This window comes from Halobellus rufus (assembly GCF_000739575.1).
Lineage (GTDB): Archaea > Halobacteriota > Halobacteria > Halobacteriales > Haloferacaceae > Haloquadratum > Haloquadratum rufum.
Genome location: NZ_BBJO01000039.1, coordinates 97,918 through 112,619, shown reverse-complemented (window position 1 = coordinate 112,619; position 14,702 = coordinate 97,918). Strand labels below are relative to the sequence as shown.

Here is a 14,702-nt window from a genome sequence, read left to right as displayed (position 1 = left end):
CGAAATCACCAAATTCTTAGATTCAATAGGGGCCGAAGCATACCCGACGCTAATCATCGTCGATTCACTGTCGGTTATACTCCAGTATCTCTCGCTCGATAGTACTGTTCGCTTTACCCGTCAATGTATCTCACTTTTCGAGCAGTATAGGACAATCGGTCGGTTCTCTATTTGTCCTCACGCCCATACTGAGGAGACGGTTAATACGATCAAATCCCTCTTCTCTTAGCTACATTAAGGCGCTAAGCCCTCTTCCTGATCGCGCCTCCTGTTCGGTTGACGCTCGCTGAGGAAGGGGGTTAGTGATATTGTTTTGCAGAGAGTAGCAGAGTATCTGCAAAGCTCGTTGTAGAAAAGGAAGTCCTACCCTCACGGAGCGAATGGCGTCAGCCGTGAGCGAGTAGGATCCTAGCTCACTCTCCTCGTTCGAAAGTTACGGTACTGTTGTCGGTGGCATCGCTGACAACGACTGTATTGGATCCATCACTCTGTTCGATCGATATTTTTGTCCACGTGTTGAGGACGGTTTCAGACTCAAGATTGACTCTCGTGATGACTGTGTGCCCCTCGATAGTGGGGTCGGTCAACTTCACCTCGATCACACCGTCGTTTGTCGCCTTGAGCACAGTTGCATTCAGTTGGGAGGACGTATCAAATTCGGTTTGAATGGTATAGCTGGCGTACGTGTTCGATTCAAGAAGCTGTTCGAGTAACTTCCGCTCCGTATCGTCAAGGACACCCATAGTGTCAGTGACATTCAACTCGAGATCCTCGATCTCCGGGTGGGCCGCGCGCACGTCCACCGACTGGTTGTCGAGCATCACCTCGGCTTCAACCGTTGGGAGGCAGTCATCGACTGGCCGAACACGAACACCGACAGTATCTCTCGGTTCTTCCCGGGCAACAGTTTCGTAATACTGGTTGACCCGAATTTCGACGTGGTCGTAATTCTCGAATCCGGCAGTTGCAGAGACTTCATCCCACACTAACTCTGCGAACTGTTCCCGGTTGATCTCGTCGAATGGCTCGTCGTGGTCTTCGACCAATGTGACCGTCACACCTTCAAGTTCGACATCCGTTCGGGTCTGATCAGGATCGTCGACGCGGAGGTTGCCTCGACAGGTGCGCTCACCTTGATCAAAGGCAACGGTACTGTTGCTGTCGGCCACCGAAATATCGATCCGATTCGCTTCGTCGATGGTCACGTTCTGATCGGTTCTATCCGTCGAGGACGGCGAGGAATCCGGTGGGGCGTCACCCGCGACGACAATTGCACCGCTAATAGCGAGCACGGCCAACGATACTGCGACTGCGTACGCTGCGAGGCGATATTCGTCGTTCATTTGTTTCTGTACCTCTCCGATTGCGGGGATTTTGTTGGGGACATCTGTAGTGGGCGGCGATCTTGGCCATCTCTCCGAACGAGACGGTACACCGGAGGCGTGTGACAAGGTCGGAAATGACCGTGGTTCGCCCGGATAGTGGCCTGATCGCGGCGAGTGGGAGTTAGACGAAAGAGTTGGTAAACCCCCGTTGGAAACGGGCGTGAAACGCGTTTCGACGCCCGTTTCATTCGTTTCAAAGTGTTGAAAATCAGCACTTTCATACCACAAACCGTCGGTCACAGAAATGTGAAGTCGGATGCCCTCCCCCGCATCGTGCTGCTCGTTGCACTTGCCGGTCTTGCCGGCAGCTTTGCCGTCCTCGTGAACGTGTCCGGTGTGATATCTGCACCACCATCAGACACGACCCACGAGTTCACGATCGAAGACGGACAGCTCATCGACGTACGCGATGGAACGAGTCAACCGCTACGAACGGATCTGAGTACCGTCGAACGGATCACAATCACTGATCTTGAGACTACCCCTGTCGTTACAATTACGCCCCGTGACCCGCCCCAGTTGAGCCTCGCAGAGCGGAAACGTGCAAAACAGATTGTGACGGCAAACGGAACGCTTGCTACTCCAGATGACGCCATCTATACGATGCGACCGATTCCGGTCGGCACTCGTAGTGATCGGGCCGCCATCGTTGGCGCGGATCCTGAGATGACGTGGAGCCAACTCGAGACGGTCAATGAGACCGAATTCACTATTCGAGATGGAACCCCTGAGGATACGGTCGTTCTCGAACGAAAAGACAAACAGATGAGCACTCAACGGGTGCTTGTCGTCGTCGACCCACTCGAGGGGAATGTCAGATACAGCGCGATTGTGAACTTAGAAACCGAGACGGTCGAAGCCTTCGTCCGACTGAGAGGCGTGACCGGAGAATCAGTTCCAAATTGAGATGATGGCTGATACGTCACTTCGGCCCAAAGCGCTGCTCGCTGCAGGTATTTTCGTCCTTACAACCACTGTGCTTCTCGTACTGGTCGTCCGCCTCGTGACACCGCCCTCGATCGTAGTTCGGCTTGGTGGCGATCCTGTCTACACGGGGGCGATCCGGCCAAGCCTCACATTCGCCGAGGCAGCCGTTCTCATCACGACCGCGTTCACCGCTGGTGTAAGCGCAGCAGTACTCTATCTCGAAGGCCGTCATACTCCCAGTTCTGCGGAGCGATCTATCGAGTCGAATCCCAAGGGCCCTTCTCACCGTGGCTCCGATCCAAAGCCCACAGACGAACTACTTGAGGCTCGTCGACGTGACTGGGAGGAGACTGCAGACCGGCTCGCCGATACTGAGCTGGCCGTCTACGAGGTCATACTTGAGGCAGATGGAGTGCTCCCGCAAAGTGAGATCGTCGAGGAGACAGAGTTCTCGAAGGCAACGGTGAGTCGAACGCTAGACACACTCGAGGCCAAAGAACTCATAGAACGCAAACGCCGTGGCGTAGGAAACGTGGTCTTGTTACGGTAAGAGGTTTCTTTTGCCCGCTCGAACCCCCACGGCTAGCCGGCCGTGGAGGTGATCATCCTGTGGTCATCCACGAAGCGCTTCGACGGGCGGATCGTTCGCTGCTTTCCACGCTGGGTAGAGCCCACTCAACATACTCGCCACGACAGCGAACCCGAACCCCAGAAGTAAATATCGAAGGCTGGGCCAGCTGAAGATGAGCATCGGATCGTTCGTCACCAACTGGAAGATGACGAGGCCAACCCCAACTGAGGCAAGTGCACCGCCGAAACCTCCAATGATGCCAAGGAAGGTTGCCTCTGCCAGAATCATCCGAAGGATCTCACCACGTCGAATCCCCACCGCTCGAAGGACGCCAATTTCGCCGCGGCGTTCAATTGTACTCATCAACATCACGTTGAGGATGGCCACGCTAGCGACAACGAGCGAAATCGAACCGATGCCAAGTAATGCGAGGTTGAGCGTATTCATAAATGACCCAACATTCTCCCGTGCAGCGGCGAAGCTGGTGACACTCAGTACCTCGTCATCGCCCTCGTTGAACCGAGCTTCGAGTGCATTTGCAACTTCTTGGGCTTGGTCACCGTCTTCGGTGATGATCGTTACTGAACCGTAGTATTCCTGCTCTGAGAGTGCTGACACTGGAAGGACGAGTTCCCGTCCACCACGGCCAAATCCACCTTGTGATTCGACGAAACCTCGAATTCGGTAGAGTTGTCCGTCATACTCGACGGGATCGCCCAGTTCGAGATCCAGTTGCTGAGCAGTGCTATTGCTCAGCAGCGCCCCCGACTGGAGACGATCTGGATTCTCACCTTCTGAGACGGTATACATCGCACTGGCTTGGGTCAATCCGGTGACGCCGACGAACACCTCTCGTCCGTCCCTTGTCTCTAGGGTTGTGTGATTAGTCTTCTCTGGGACCACCGTCGCATCACCAGCGACAGAACGGATGTCAGTGACCTGCTCCTCAGTAATTCCATCTTCAGGACTGTCAGGACCAGCGGAGATCATCACTTCATCCGTGAGGCTACCAAGATTCGCTGTGGCCTGCTGTTGGATTGCGACACCGGCGATCCCAAGCGAGGCAATCGCGACGACGCCGATGACGATACCCAGCATTGCGAGCGCGGTTCGAACTCGGTTACGTCCGAGGTTTCGCCACGCCATCTGGACACTTGGAAAGCGCCACAGAAGCTCAGTAATGCTCATTGCTCGATCACTCCATCGACGAGGCGGACGATCCGATCTGAGTAATCGACTAATTGTTCGTCGTGGGTGACTGATACAATCGCAATGTTCTCATCTTCTTTGAGCCGCGTCAGTTCATCGAGTATCGTGCGGCCTGTATCTTGATCGAGATTCCCTGTCGGTTCGTCTGCAAGCAAGATATCTGGCTCGTTAATGAGCGCGCGGGCGATCGCGACACGTTGTTGTTGACCGCCCGACAGCTGGTTTGGTGTATGATCGAGTCGATCACCAAGGCCAACGCGTTGCAGGAGATCTATGGCTCGATCGCGACGATCGCGAGAGGTGTCCCACATCGACGGGAGTTCTACGTTCTCGGTTGCAGTGAGCATTGGCAAGAGATGAAATGCCTGAAAGACAAACCCAATTCCCGATCGCCGTTCCTCTGTGAGTTCGTCTTCGGAGAAGTCGGTCACATCTTGTCCATCTAGTCGAACCGTGCCTTCCGTCGGCGTGTCAAGCAGTCCGACGAGATTCAGCATCGTACTCTTTCCGGATCCAGATGGACCGATCACTGTCACCATCTCGCCACGCTCGGCGTGGAAGTCAACACGCTTCAGCGCCTCAATTAACTCCTGCCCGTTGCGATACCGTTTCACCACATCGCTGAGTTCGACAACGCTCATTGACTGCGCCAGCGATAGACACCGAAGCCGATCACGAGGACCGATACCGCTGCGATTCCAATTATCGTGAGGGAGAGACCCCCTGAACTATGGGAGTTTCCAGGCCCACCAGTATGTCCAGCTCCGGGATTGTTACTGCCAGGCATTTGTTCGGCACCGACACCCATTGATGGACCGGTCCCACCGAGCTCGATTTCCTGAGTTTTCGTCACTCGTTCGTTATCGACGATATAGGTGATTTCAACCGGGACAGTCGACACGTTTGATTCTGTTTGCGCTGTAAGCTCGAACGTGGCAAACTCACTGCCATCGATAGCACCAATAAAGTACTCTCCTGTCGGTGCGGTGGGGCTTACTTTCTCAGTTTGCGGAACTCGAACAAGGACCGACTGAGTATCCGTCCCACCAAGATTCGCAGCATCACCCTGGATTTGCACTCCAGTACCTGTCTGTATTGTTTCGACACCGGTGAGACGAATTTCTCCGAGCGGGGTTGTTTGGTCATCTAGATCCACAGTAAAGGATGTTGAGTGACGGTCACCGGCTGCTGTGTAGTTTGCAGTAACCTGTATCGTTTCTGCAGACACACTACTCGTATCGAATACGGTCGATCGATTCGAATTCGGGTGAATTTCTAAGAGGTAGTTCTGATCGATAACTTCACCGTTGGATACCGCAGTAATCTCGATGTTTGAAAGGTCGGTATTCCCGAAATTAGTCAACGAGACCTTTGTCGTATCTGTTCGGTTATTCGACAACTCAGTCGAGAGATCTGCCCGAACAGTTGGTTCGGTCACATCAACGTACATCGGGTAGGTGTAGGAGTGGAAGTTCCCGTTCTCGTCTTGGACCACGAGATGCAGATTTAACCGTTTCTCACCCGACTGATCAAATGTTGTCGAGATCGGGATAGAGAGTGAACCACCGGGTGCAATCGATCCGACATCTTCGACTCGGGCATAATCACTGGCACTACCCGGCGATCGGACGTACACATCCGTGATTTCGGCAACTGAATCACTGTTCTCTAGGTTCGCGATCGTTGCGTTAAACGTAACTCGCTCTCCAGTATTCGGCTCGTTTGGTGTTACTGAAACGGAGGATAGCTGTACTGCTGGCTCTGCTGCCGTTGCAGTCATTGTCACAGCACCGGTGCTGCTTAGGAGGACTACGACCACAACGGCCAATCGTTTCGATTGGGACCAATTCACGGCCCAAATATGTCTTATTGTGTTACTAAATCTTGCTGTCTGCGGTCAGACATTCCGAATGGATCGTGTCAGCGTTGTCGGATTCATTCCCGGCGTAAACGCCGGGATTCTCTCCTCGTAGAAAGATAGATCCCCGAGACTAGGTATGTACTCGTCGCAATACCAGAAGCCCCACGATTGCGAATGCGGCAATAGTCGTAAGCGGTGAGAGCGGCAAACTCGACTTCGTAGTTCCAGAGGGTGGTAATGGCGTCCGAGTTACAACAGGATAGGGTGTTGAAGTTGGGGTCACCGTCACCGTTGGTGTCATTGTTGCCGTTTCTGTCGGTTGCTTAGGGACCTCTATGCGAGCAGTATCGTTAACAACCGACTCGTTCTGTAAATAGAATGAGGCGTCAGGATCATAGGATTGTTCCTCGCCGGAGCGGATTACCTTCGCGCGGAGTTGTTGTGATTCTAACAGGGGTGTATTCAGCTCCGCAGAAATATTCGCGTGTTCACCAGCGGCCAGATATTCACTCCGTCCAACAACTGTGTTATCCTCACTTTCAATCTGGATGAATCCACCTTCTGAAAGCTCTGCACGAGAAACCGTGACCGATGTTCCGTTCAGTTGTTGTGATTCAAATTCGACGTATGGATCGGAGGCAACCAGGTGAATTTGTTCAGCAGTCTCGGAGCGATAGGGACGGAGCCACAACGTGGCGTTCGTTCCCCGCGGTACTGAACGCACATCAAGGGTGGTCTCGAATGTTCCGTCATCACCGATCTCCGCATCACCCAACTCAAGGAATGAGTCCGATCCAGAACCACGAAGGCCCACTTCGAGTGTTGTACCAGCAACACGGTTCGTCTCCCCAGACACAGAGAAGGCATCACCATCCCACGGTTGGTGTATCGAACCGTTCGTCGGCTCCAGTGATACCGATGCTTCACGGAGATCAAACGTAGTTGTCGCAAGCGTTGTCTTCTCGTCGACAAACGAACTCTCTTCGGTTAGAACGACCTTTGCACGGTACCGGTTTGACTCTGATCGGGCCGTAAGGTCTGTGGCAGTGGTATCCCAAAGAAGATAGATTTCATCGTCTGCGAAGTTGGGTAGAACCGTGACAGCATCAGTCTCGGTAGCGACGTATGTCCGTACCTCCTGGTTGGGATGTGGGACGGCTTGCTCAAGGACTATTCGGAGGCCATTTGCTGTGGCGCTTCCGGTAAGATCATCTCGATTTAGCGTCGTTTCGAGGCCGCTTTCAGAGAATCGTGCGACCGCGTAGTCACGGTAGGTAACGTTTCTACTGGCAACCATCGACTCTTCAATCGGCTCGACATTCGCATCCCCATTATCAGACCCTCCAAGGTACTCATCAGGCGTAAGCGATCGTGGCGCGCTGAAGGCCTCTCCTGTCATCTCATCACGCGCCTCGACAGACAGCGTAGTGACGTCGCGTTCGATCCCACCGATGATCAGCCGCAACGGGTACTTTGCGGGCTTTATTGGTTGTTCAAGCGGCTTGTGGTGGATAGTCGCTGATCCCCCCTCAATGAATGCGCCTGCATTTTCTGCCGTCGTTTGTCGTGTGTCAATCGTAATCTCATCAGTACCATCGCCATTGAGTTTGACAGTCGTGTTGAATCCGTAATCGTCACCGCCGATCACGAGCGTTGCCGTCTCAGAATGTGAGATTGAAATTGTTGTGTCATCGCCGCGGGTGACGGTCAGTCCGTTCTCATCGATCGATCCAGATGCATCTTGTATATTGCTTCTAGCACTTCCCCCTGATTTTACACTGTGGGAAACAGCATCACCTTCCACTGAAGGTGAGTTCGCTGATGAGATCTCCTCGGAGACGACAGTCCCTGGACCGACGATTAAAAGGGTACACACGATAGCGACTGTCAAAAAGACGTGATGAGGGGCCATACAGAGCAGTGTTGGCCCCAGATACCATACGGAGTTTATAAAGCAGTTCGGTCAAAATATCACAGGAGATAACAGCGGAGATGTTGGTGTGCCAATCGAGAAGTTGATGAGTTGGTCTGTAGCCCGCACGTCCACGGTTTTTGAAACTCGTGCGCGCTGACGAGACTGGGGCTCTCTCGTTCGCATACGAGAATAAACGCTGAACGCCCTCTCTACTGCTCTACCCGGTCGCTTCGACTCTGGGTTATCTCTGAAATAGAGGACTTAGCATCTAATTTCGGGTAACGGACTGCCCGTATACTCGCGTTTTCAGGTATGTCTCAATCTCAGTTTGGGCTTGGTTTTTCCACGCTTCGTTTGGGTTAACTGCACACCTGAGTAAGGCACCATCAAGAAAGAGAAGGATCGTTGTCGAAACGGCTTGAGGATCCAGGTCACGGAAGGTACCTGATTCTACTCCTGCATTGAGTAGTTCCGAAAGATAGTCTTTGAACACCTGATCGCTTCGCTCAAAGTGACGACGGTATCGTTCATCGTGTGCTGCTCGAGCCCGCAACTCCAGTAGGGTTCGGGGTCGAGTCGATTCGGTCAGCGTGGCAAACGTCTGTGCGAGAAACTCCTCTAACCGTTCTCGTGGGTCAGTGACATCACTCTCAGTAAATTCCGTTTCGAATGCATCCAGAAGGTATTCTAACGTCTCGATGACCAACTCATCTTTGTTCTCGTAATGATAATACAACAGACTCGTACTTTTATCGAATTCATCACCGATTCGCTGAATCGTCAGATCTGAGTACCCATACTTATCGAGTGCACGGTAGGTTGCCGCGAGAATTTCTTCACGCGTGCCCTCGGGATCATCAAACGTATCGGTGTTCACTGATCCGACACCCTAACCGTTCGGTCCCATTGCTGACCGTATCTTCCGGTTATTGTGGCCCCGAATCTGGTGTACTGGCCAGTCATACTGGTGTACCTTCGGTGCAGGGGGTTAAGCCATTTGATTGAACGAACAATCAAAAAGAGTATAACCTGAGCGTTAAACTACGAAGTAATGAGTGCCCCCACTGCCTTGAAATCCCCTCCAGTACGGTACCTGCAACTGCAGGTCACCCTCATCACAACTATAGATGTGAATGAGTATGGGGGAGCGAAATGAGTCGTCGAAAAAGTATTTCCGTTGTAGTGCTCGGCTTGTTAGTGATAATCGGCACTGTCGGGTTACCGCCCCTTGCCGCAGCACAAAGTAGCGGCATCACAGCCGGTGAACCGGATCTCGATGTGTATCTCCCCGACAACGAACTCGCTCCAGGAACCGAAGAGACCGTTGCCTTCCAGATTGCAAACGATGGGGAGGTTGATTTCGGCTCGGACGTCGAACAGGTCACGACCGCCCGTGGTGTGAGCCTCGAAATTGTTGACGGTGGCCCGTTTGAGGTGAAAACTGGAGAAACACCAATCGGCCCGATTCCAGATGGACAGGTTGGTGAGGCCACCCAACGGCTTGCTGTGCCCGAAGACATCGAACCAGGAACATATGATATCGATGTCCGAGTTCGGTATGACTACACCAACCGTGTCACTTCGGGTGATACCCAACGACTTTCAGAAAGTGAGCGGCAGACAATCACTGTAAGAATTCCAGATGAACCGCAGTTCGAGGTCTCTGATGTCGAAACCGACGTCGCTCCCGGATCTGACGGAGACGCAACCCTTGAAATCGAAAATGTTGGGACTCAGACGGCTTTCGGTGCCCAAGCGACGATCAACGGCGGTGGCGGTGTCACCGTTGACGGTGGGACTGCCGAAGAGGTACTCGGTGATCTCGAACCTGGTGAATCGAGGAACGTGACAGTCCGTGCTGCAATCGATGAGTCTGTTGGCGATGATGGGGCCAAACCTCTCTCGGTCGCATTCACCTATGACGACGAGAACGGTATCGAACGCGAAGGCGAGACACTCACTGCAAGTCTTGCGCCTGCTCAGGAATTGACATTCTCCGTTGACGATATCAATAGCGCACTCCGGGTCGGTGAAACTCAGACACTCACCGGGACGGTCACAAATGAGGGCCCACGCACTGCTGATAATGCTGTGGTTACCCTTACGGATCCGGGTCCAACAATCACTCCTGTCGAGACATCTGTCGCCGTTGGCTCACTGGATTCGGGCGAGTCAGCGTCATTCGAGTTTGACGTTGAGGTGACAAGCAGTGCGGCCGCCGGCCCGAGACAATTCGAGTTCGCTGTCGATTACTGGAATCAAGAAGATACTGAACTGCAATCGAACACGCTTCCCGCTCGCGTAGATATCGGAGAGGGCACCTCCGAATTCGAGGTTGAACCAGTCAACGGTACGTTTGCAGCGGGTTCAGATGACACGTTCGAGGTCACTGTAACGAACACACGCGAGTATGTGGTTTCTGATGTCTCCGCAAAAATCTATATGGACTCGCCACTGTCGTCCTCGGACGACGAAGCATTCATTGAGGAACTTCAGCCAGGAGAATCCCGGACGATTCGCTTCCAACTGAGCGCAGGTAACGACGCTACTGCAAAAGTGTATCCTGTGAAGATGGACTTCCAGTACGATGAGCCCGATGGAGATACGATCATCTCCGATACGTATCAGGTTCCGGTTGAAGTGACAGAAGGGTCTGGCAGCGGCGGATTGCCACTTGTTCCCATTGGGGGCGTCCTCGTGTTAGTACTCGCCGCTGGAGGATATCTGTACTATCGTCGGCAGGGCTAAATCGATGCGGCTTGACTTCCAGCGCTTCGTCGACTGGGCAGACGATCATATCGTTAATCGCCCAAAGAAGGTGATGCTAGCGTTCCTCATCGTTACACTTGTGTTCGCCGGCGGGCTGGGGAACGTCTCTACGGAAGCAGGGACCCAACAATTCGCCGAGGATATTCCCGCAGCGAATGCGCTCGAACAAGTCGAAAACGAGTTCCTGCCGGTATTCGATGAAGACGGTGGTAGCACCCAACTCGTTCAGCGGGATGCAAACGTCCTCTCGAAGGACTCGATGATCGCAATGTTGCGAGCGCAGGAGACGCTTGCAGATCGGGACGATATGTATGTTTCGAGCACCTCCTCTGCAGCGAGGATTGTCGCACAGACGATTGATCCAGAAGCGACGACGCTTGAACAGCAAATCACTGCTCTCGAACGTGCACCGCGGACAGACGTCCGTCGGGCGATAGAAGAGAATGCAAATAATCCGGCGTTTACAGGGACGCTGAGCAACGATTTTAATCGTCGGTCGGCTTCAGCGTCAGCAACGATCGGTGTTGTATCCCACGACCTCCCGCAGGGAGCAGGCGGTGGGACTGCTGGGCAGTCCGGCGAGAGCCACTGACTCCAATTCAGACGGATGCACAGCGAATTATTGATACGGAACTCGACACCGATATCACTGTCTTTGGTAGCGGTATCATCGCTGATGAGTTCGGGACCGTCATTACCGATTCGCTGTTGATCGTCACGCCCGCAGCGGTCCTTCTTATCGTGGGATTTCTCATAATTGCCTACCGCGACCTCTTGGACCTTCTGTTAGGTGTTACCGCGCTCGGAATGGCTGTGATTTGGACGTTTGGTTTCCTTGGGCTTGCTGGGATCCCGTTCAACCAGATAATGATCTCTGTTCCGCCACTGCTCTTAGCAGTTGGAATCGACTTCGGAATCCACGCGATCAATCGCTACCGTGAGGATAGAGCCACTGGATTAGACATTGAGTCGGCGATGACCGTCGCAACAGATCAACTGTTGGTCGCCTTCTTTATTGTCACCGGGACGACAGTCATCGGCTTCCTCGCGAATCTTGCTTCGAGTCTGCCCCCAATCCGTGACTTTGGAATCGTTGCTGGCGTCGGAATCGTCTTTACGTTCTTTATTTTCGGTATTTTCCTGCCCGCGGCAAAGGTATGGCTTGACCGTCGACGCGGAAGCTGGCCAATTCCGACCTTTAGTCAAAGCCCACTCGGTAAGGAGGGGTCACGCCTCGGTCAGGTCCTCTCAATTGGTGTCTGGTTCTCGCGGAAGATCCCTGCTCTCATTCTCATTTTTGCACTCGTGTTTAGCGCGGGAGCTGGTGCGTATGCTACGGGTGTCGACACATCGTTCTCACAAGAGGACTTTCTCCCGCCAGAGGAGGTCTCACCACTTCTGAAGTCGCTTCCTGAACCGTTTGCACCAAGTGATTACGGCGTGGTGGGGACGCTGAATTTCCTCGAAGACAAATTCACTAGCACACAGGGGGGGTCAGTCACCATATACGTCGAAGGGAGGATGGAAAATGACGCTGCTTTAGAGCAGATCTATCGCGCGGGTGAGGACCCACCGGATGCGTTTGTTGATGACGGCGATCGACGTGCAGAGTCGACAAGCATTGTGACGGTCATCCAGGATCATGCCGAACAGGATCCCGAATTCGCCGAGCTCGTCGAACGGAATGACCGCAACGACAATGGTGTCCCCGACGATAACCTCCCGACAATCTACCGTGAACTCGAACAGTCATCTGCGGGTGGGCAGGCCTCAGAGTATCTCTCAGAGGATCATCGAAGTGCACGAATCGTGTACTCAACTACCGCGGATGCCTCCAATAGCGAAGCCACCACTGCAGCCCGTGAGATCGCGTCTGAACGCTTCCGGATGGATGCGACAGCAACGGGTAACACTGTAGTCTTTCAGCAGGTTTCTGATCTCATCTTTGAATCCGCAATCACAAGCCTCGCAATTGCACTCGGAGCGACCGTGATCTTCTTGATTGTCGTCTACTGGATTCTTGAGGGATTACCGTCGCTTGGCATCGCCAACCTCGTTCCGATTGTTGTCGCGGTTGCAGCAGTCGCAGGGACGATGCGCGTTCTCGGAATCTCATTTAATGCGTTTACCGCGACGATCCTTTCGTTGACCATCGGTCTCGGGATCGATTACTCTGTGCACGTCGTACATCGGTTCATCGACGAGCGTAGAGAGCGCCCGCTGTATGAGGCCTTAGAACGAACAGTCATTGGAACTGGTGGAGCACTTCTTGGGAGTATGGCCACTACGGCGTTCGGCATTGGCGTGCTCGTACTTGCGGTTCTGACCGTGTTAGGTCAGTTCGGGACTCTGACAGCGATTTCGATCGTCTATTCGTTCCTCGCATCGCTGCTCGTCCTCCCATCGGCACTGGTGATTTGGGACCGCATTATTAACGGAGATCCCGCTGAACCGATGGGGCATCCAGACAGGTGAATCGCCTCGGAGTCAAGCCCCGAGGCTTTCGTGTGGATTCCTGTTCTAACTGCGTAGCGTAGGACAGTAGACGAATATTTGCCGTTCACGTTCAGCGTCCCACGATTCAAGTGCATATCTACGGGTGCGCCTCTGTCGGCTGCATTTTGCCGACGACGGAGATACTGCAAATCGATGTTCTTCGAGGTGTTGTAGTCGGCGTGGTTCTTGTCCCCGCACTTCTGAGACGAAAACGTTTCACCCGACCGGTTGTCGCTATGGGTGGACCACACGCTGAACACCGCTTCGAGATATTCCGAGGGTCAACCTGCACAACTTCCACGCCATACACTTCGGCCTTGTACTCGACGTATTCGTAGAGGTGCCGGAACGCCCAGACGTGTTGTTACGTTGCCTTCGGAATGTTCCCGAATATGGGTCAAGTCCTCGAACACGATGTGCGAACAGTCGTTTTCACCGGCCTGCGCGATGATCTCCTTCGTGTATCCAGTTGATCTCGGAGAGGCTTTGAGAATATCCCCGGCCACAGTTTTCCCTGCGTCCGGGCACGGGTCGTGCCATCGGCCTGCTTGTGCTGCCCTGTATGCTATGCTGGGCAGGCACAAACGGGCGAGAGTCGCTTTTTGTCTGCCGTGTCACCACGGCTTCGAAGATGTCCTCTCCGGAATGGTGTGATGGCCTTCATCCTCCGAGTGGATCTCAACCCAACCGCCAATTTTTGCCCCGTTGTGCTTGACCACGGATACGCTGCCGAGAAGTTGACATCCTCCCCGCCCTGAAGGGCGAGGATTCCAACGCGGGACAGCGGGCCGGCCCCACGTCCCCGTTGGCAACTTCTCGCCTGCCGAACGGGGTCCGGCGAGGCGATACCGGGTTTGTGCGCGATACGTCGGCCCCGCGAGGGGTGTGGCGTGTTCGGCGTCCGGTCGGACGCGGTATCCGCTTGCACCGTACATCCCGTTCGTCTCGGAGAGACGGCGGGGATGCCCCCGGTCGCAGGTTTCCCCGCGTCCGGGCACGGGCCGTGCCATCGGCCTGCCTGCCCTTCGCGCCACGGTGGGCAGGCACAATCGAGCAAGGGTCGCTTTTTGCCTGCCGTGTCGCCACGGCCTCGGTGACGCCCTTGCGGGAACGGTATGATGTCCTTCGTCAGCCGGGCGGACCCCAATCCAACCGCCAGTTTTTGCCCGTTGTGCTTACCCACGGATACGCTGTCTGGGGGCTTAATACGGCTGTTGTAGGCCTGTTGTCGGATTCCTCCCCGCCGTGAACGGCGGGGCTTTCTCCTCGCACTTCCGTAATTCGGCGGATGAAAGCTCGTCACTCAGGTATAGCTCACTGGTTCCGTCCGCTTGAGTACCTCCAAACCCTCGATTTGGAAGCTCCAAAGAAGTAATTAATCTGGTATTTTGTGGGTAATTCATCTCTGAGATATTATCTAACTACCGGATAATTACCGGATTAATCCATTAGATAGTGCTTACTGAGAACAACGACCAGTTAACAATTCATTTAACCCAGAAGACATTTACCGGGATGTCACGATCATCTATTCGCCCCTACCCACACCAACTTCAGTATGGAGTATTC

At 53.9% G+C, this 14,702-nt stretch carries 10 protein-coding genes and 2 pseudogenes; 5 read left to right on the top strand and 7 right to left on the bottom strand.

Going from position 1 to position 14,702, the window contains the following annotated elements; genetic code table 11:
• Positions 1-4: 4 nt before the first annotated feature.
• Entirely contained in the window at positions 5-229 is a 225-nt protein-coding gene (locus tag ACP99_RS21635) for a DUF7504 family protein (protein WP_449271593.1), read from the top strand.
• A gap of 184 nt (positions 230-413) precedes the next feature.
• On the opposite strand, the gene ACP99_RS15060 is transcribed toward ACP99_RS21635, so the two are convergent.
• Complete coding sequence (locus ACP99_RS15060; RefSeq protein WP_049987385.1) at positions 414-1,343, bottom strand: hypothetical protein; 930 nt, start codon at positions 1,341-1,343, stop codon at positions 414-416.
• Between the two features lie 288 nt (positions 1,344-1,631).
• On the opposite strand from ACP99_RS15060, the gene ACP99_RS15055 reads away from it, so the two are divergent.
• Positions 1,632-2,291 (top strand): hypothetical protein, encoded by a 660-nt coding sequence (locus ACP99_RS15055; RefSeq protein ID WP_197052487.1) that lies wholly within the window; start codon positions 1,632-1,634, stop codon positions 2,289-2,291.
• A gap of 4 nt (positions 2,292-2,295) precedes the next feature.
• The gene (locus ACP99_RS15050; RefSeq protein WP_049987391.1) at positions 2,296-2,862 is read left to right on the top strand and encodes a helix-turn-helix transcriptional regulator; all 567 of its coding nucleotides are present in this window, start codon (positions 2,296-2,298) and stop codon (positions 2,860-2,862) included.
• 63 nt (positions 2,863-2,925) lie between these two features.
• Here the strand turns inward: ACP99_RS15050 and ACP99_RS15045 are convergent, their stop codons facing one another.
• The 5 genes from ACP99_RS15045 to ACP99_RS15035 form a co-directional block, all read right to left on the bottom strand.
• Complete coding sequence (locus tag ACP99_RS15045; RefSeq protein WP_049987383.1) at positions 2,926-4,071, bottom strand: ABC transporter permease; 1,146 nt, start codon at positions 4,069-4,071, stop codon at positions 2,926-2,928.
• Positions 4,068-4,733, bottom strand: coding sequence for an ABC transporter ATP-binding protein (locus ACP99_RS15040; protein ID WP_049987382.1), 666 nt, complete (start codon positions 4,731-4,733; stop codon positions 4,068-4,070). Before ACP99_RS15040 ends, ACP99_RS15045 begins: the two co-directional genes overlap by 4 nt.
• Complete coding sequence (locus ACP99_RS19510) at positions 4,730-5,872, bottom strand: hypothetical protein (RefSeq protein WP_231554307.1); 1,143 nt, start codon at positions 5,870-5,872, stop codon at positions 4,730-4,732. The genes ACP99_RS15040 and ACP99_RS19510 overlap by 4 nt, the downstream gene beginning before the upstream one ends.
• 211 nt (positions 5,873-6,083) lie before the next feature.
• Positions 6,084-7,844 (bottom strand): DUF7282 domain-containing protein, encoded by a 1,761-nt coding sequence (locus ACP99_RS20160; RefSeq protein WP_156105761.1) that lies wholly within the window; start codon positions 7,842-7,844, stop codon positions 6,084-6,086.
• A gap of 292 nt (positions 7,845-8,136) precedes the next feature.
• Positions 8,137-8,745, bottom strand: a complete 609-nt coding sequence (locus ACP99_RS15035; RefSeq protein WP_049987381.1) for a TetR/AcrR family transcriptional regulator — start codon at positions 8,743-8,745, stop codon at positions 8,137-8,139.
• Between the two features lie 275 nt (positions 8,746-9,020).
• On the opposite strand from ACP99_RS15035, the gene ACP99_RS15030 reads away from it, so the two are divergent.
• Together ACP99_RS15030 and ACP99_RS15025 are read left to right on the top strand one after the other, a co-directional pair.
• On the top strand, positions 9,021-10,616 hold the full coding sequence (locus ACP99_RS15030; RefSeq protein ID WP_156105760.1) for a COG1361 S-layer family protein: 1,596 nt from the start codon (positions 9,021-9,023) through the stop codon (positions 10,614-10,616).
• A 4-nt stretch (positions 10,617-10,620) separates the two neighbouring features.
• A pseudogene (locus ACP99_RS15025) lies at positions 10,621-13,112 on the top strand (efflux RND transporter permease subunit).
• Positions 13,113-13,186: 74 nt separating this feature from the next.
• Here the strand turns inward: ACP99_RS15025 and ACP99_RS21425 are convergent.
• A pseudogene (locus tag ACP99_RS21425) lies at positions 13,187-13,588 on the bottom strand (zinc ribbon domain-containing protein); the annotation flags it as partial.
• Positions 13,589-14,702: the final 1,114 nt, after the last annotated feature.